This window comes from Tardiphaga sp. (assembly GCF_041424195.1).
Taxonomy (GTDB): domain Bacteria; phylum Pseudomonadota; class Alphaproteobacteria; order Rhizobiales; family Xanthobacteraceae; genus Tardiphaga.
In genome coordinates this window covers 1-2,272 of record NZ_JBGMOE010000029.1, presented here as the reverse complement: position 1 = coordinate 2,272, position 2,272 = coordinate 1, and the positions used below count along the sequence as shown (strand labels likewise).

The following is a 2,272-nucleotide window of genomic DNA, read 5'->3' as shown; positions in this document are numbered from 1 at the left end:
TAATCTCAAATAAATCCCGCAGCAAGCCTATCAGGAGTTATGCAACAAAGCCTCCGGGAAGACGAGTTCGGCCACCTGGGTCCGTGGCGTGATGGTCGAAGCATCACGGTTGCTGTTGTACCCGTAGGAATAGGCCTCATCCATCTGACGGACTTCGCGCCGACCAATGAATTCCGAGCAGCGCTGGGCAGTGGCCGGATCGGCCAGTTTGAGGATCAGTTTGGTGCCAGCGAGAGACGTGAGATGCGTCGCGCCATTCTCCCCGTAAGTGTCCTGCAAGGCACCGAAGGAATGCATTCCCAGAATGAAGGCACCGCCGACCCCTCTGGCGGTCTGAAGGCCGTTCTCGATGGCGGGCAGACGATGCAGCGCATGGACTTCGTCAATGAGAAACCAGGTGCGCAGATTGCGGGTCCGGCCCATGCGAAACAGAGCGTTGACGGCAATGTCCATCCACAAGGTCAGCAGCGGCCGATTGAGCACAAGGTCTGGGTGGGTCGAGGTGATGAAAAGGATCGATCCTTCCTTTACATCCTCGGTCATCCACTTGTTGATCGAGAAGCCGGGCTGACCGTTGGCCGGCTCAGGCAAGAAGCGGAATACGTTGGCGTTCGCATTGAAGGTTGCCCGGATCGCTTCGGCCATTTTTGCAGCTGACGGCGACATCAACGGAGCTGCGATCGTTCCTTCGAGATAGCGGCTGATTGTCTTGAGGTCGGCGTGCATCAGGAAGTAGGCAAGCCCGCCGTTCGAGCGGATGCCGAGCTTGATCATCTTCATGCACATCTCGACAAAGATTGTGCGGGCCGATTTCTGCCAGAAATCATCGTCCGCATTGCGTCCGCTCGGGACCAGCGCGCTGGCGGCACTCATGAACTCGGCATAGTTGTCGCAATCGTTGAAGATCGACCAGGGTTGGCAACGCTGATCCATCGGATTGAGAATGAAGTCGGTGGTCTCGTCGTAGAAGCTCTCGACGAAGGTCCCGGTGAGGTCGAAGATGACGCACCGATGGCCCCGCGCCCGCGCCTGGGTGACGATCTTCTTCAGCTCGGTTGTCTTGCCTGCACCAGTGGTGCCGATGAACATCGCGTGGCTCTGCTCGAGGCGCCAAGGGAAAGGGATTCCAGCGAGCCTGTAGGGCTGGTGCAGCCCGCGCCTCGTGCGGCTCTTGAGGTCCTCTTTGAGAACCGCGTCAGGGTCCTCCGCTGGAACCCGGGCAAGGCATTCCTTTTGATGCTCGTTCCAGTTGTACTGCTTGATCGCCGCAATGAGCACATCACGCTCGACCTTGACCGCACCGCGCTCATGGCGCTCGGTGAGAATTTCTGACCCGCGGCGCCGCGAATAGTCAAAGAACCAGATCGTCAGCGGCACGCAAATGAAGACCGATCCCAGCATGGCTGAGACGGTCACTTGAATGGCCTTTCCCCATGCCGCCATCACGGCGGGATGAAAGGGCACCATATGCATCCGGCCCTGCACCATATCGCCCGACGGGAGGGTCAGGTTGACGGACTTCATGGGGTTCAGTCCGACCCAGTTCCAGAACTCCGCGAGCACCCGCATCAGAACAAGGTTCACCTCATGGTCCTTGAAGGTGATCGCAACGAGCAGGGAAAGCAGACAGACCGTTGTCCCGGCCCATGTGTAGAGAGGGATACGCACCCCTGCCCAGGTCATCAGAATCTGATGGTGAAATAGCTGCGATCCGCGAGTGAAATTGCCGGCATTTCGCTTCACTTTTCCGCGCGCGGAATCGTGAGTCAGCGTGACGGCTTTCTTGCTGAAACGGATGTCCTCACGCATGGTATTCACGCACGTTGCGCAGAGCCATGTCGATGAGCTCGTTGACGTCCTCGGGGTATTGCCGTTCAACCAGAAGCGACAGCGCGAGCTGGGTATGCTCGAGGATCGTCAGAGCGCGTTCGGCATTGAGCGCGATGCCAAGGTTGAGGAGGGGGAGGCCAACGGCAATCGAAGCCCGGATCGCTTCAGCCCGCGAAACACCCTTGCTGGTGGCAAATGCATCCAGCTCGCGCAGCACCTCCTCGGACAGACCGATGCCGATGCCTTTGAAGACTTTACCCATGCAAACCTCACAAGGTTATGCATGGCTTGGATACCGCAGCGGTTCTTATACCGTAGCCGAAACGCCATGAAAAGCGCTTTGCGATCCGAAACATGTTGCGGCGCTATATGTCTGATTTCATGACTTTTAGAGTCCCCTGACAGGGAGGAACCCCTCCGACTTCAGTCGGATACTGGCTTC

At 58.1% G+C, this 2,272-nt stretch carries 2 protein-coding genes; both read right to left on the bottom strand.

Features of this window, described 5'->3' with window-relative positions:
- Positions 1-30: 30 nt before the first annotated feature.
- Positions 31-1,809: a type IV secretion system DNA-binding domain-containing protein gene (locus ACEK02_RS03645; RefSeq protein WP_371420441.1), complete on the bottom strand. Its 1,779-nt coding sequence runs from the start codon at positions 1,807-1,809 to the stop codon at positions 31-33.
- A complete protein-coding gene (locus tag ACEK02_RS03640; RefSeq protein ID WP_022675496.1) occupies positions 1,802-2,092 on the bottom strand; it encodes a hypothetical protein in 291 nt (96 codons plus the stop codon). The genes ACEK02_RS03645 and ACEK02_RS03640 overlap by 8 nt, the downstream gene beginning before the upstream one ends.
- Between the last annotated feature and the right edge of the window lie 180 nt (positions 2,093-2,272).

What these genes read in the sequence shown, in the direction of transcription:
- ACEK02_RS03645 (WP_371420441.1), bottom strand. Translation starts at nt 1,809, where the DNA reads ATGCGTGAGGACATCCGTTTCAGCAAGAAAGCCGTCACGCTGACTCAC.
- ACEK02_RS03640 (WP_022675496.1), bottom strand. Translation starts at nt 2,092, where the DNA reads ATGGGTAAAGTCTTCAAAGGCATCGGCATCGGTCTGTCCGAGGAGGTG.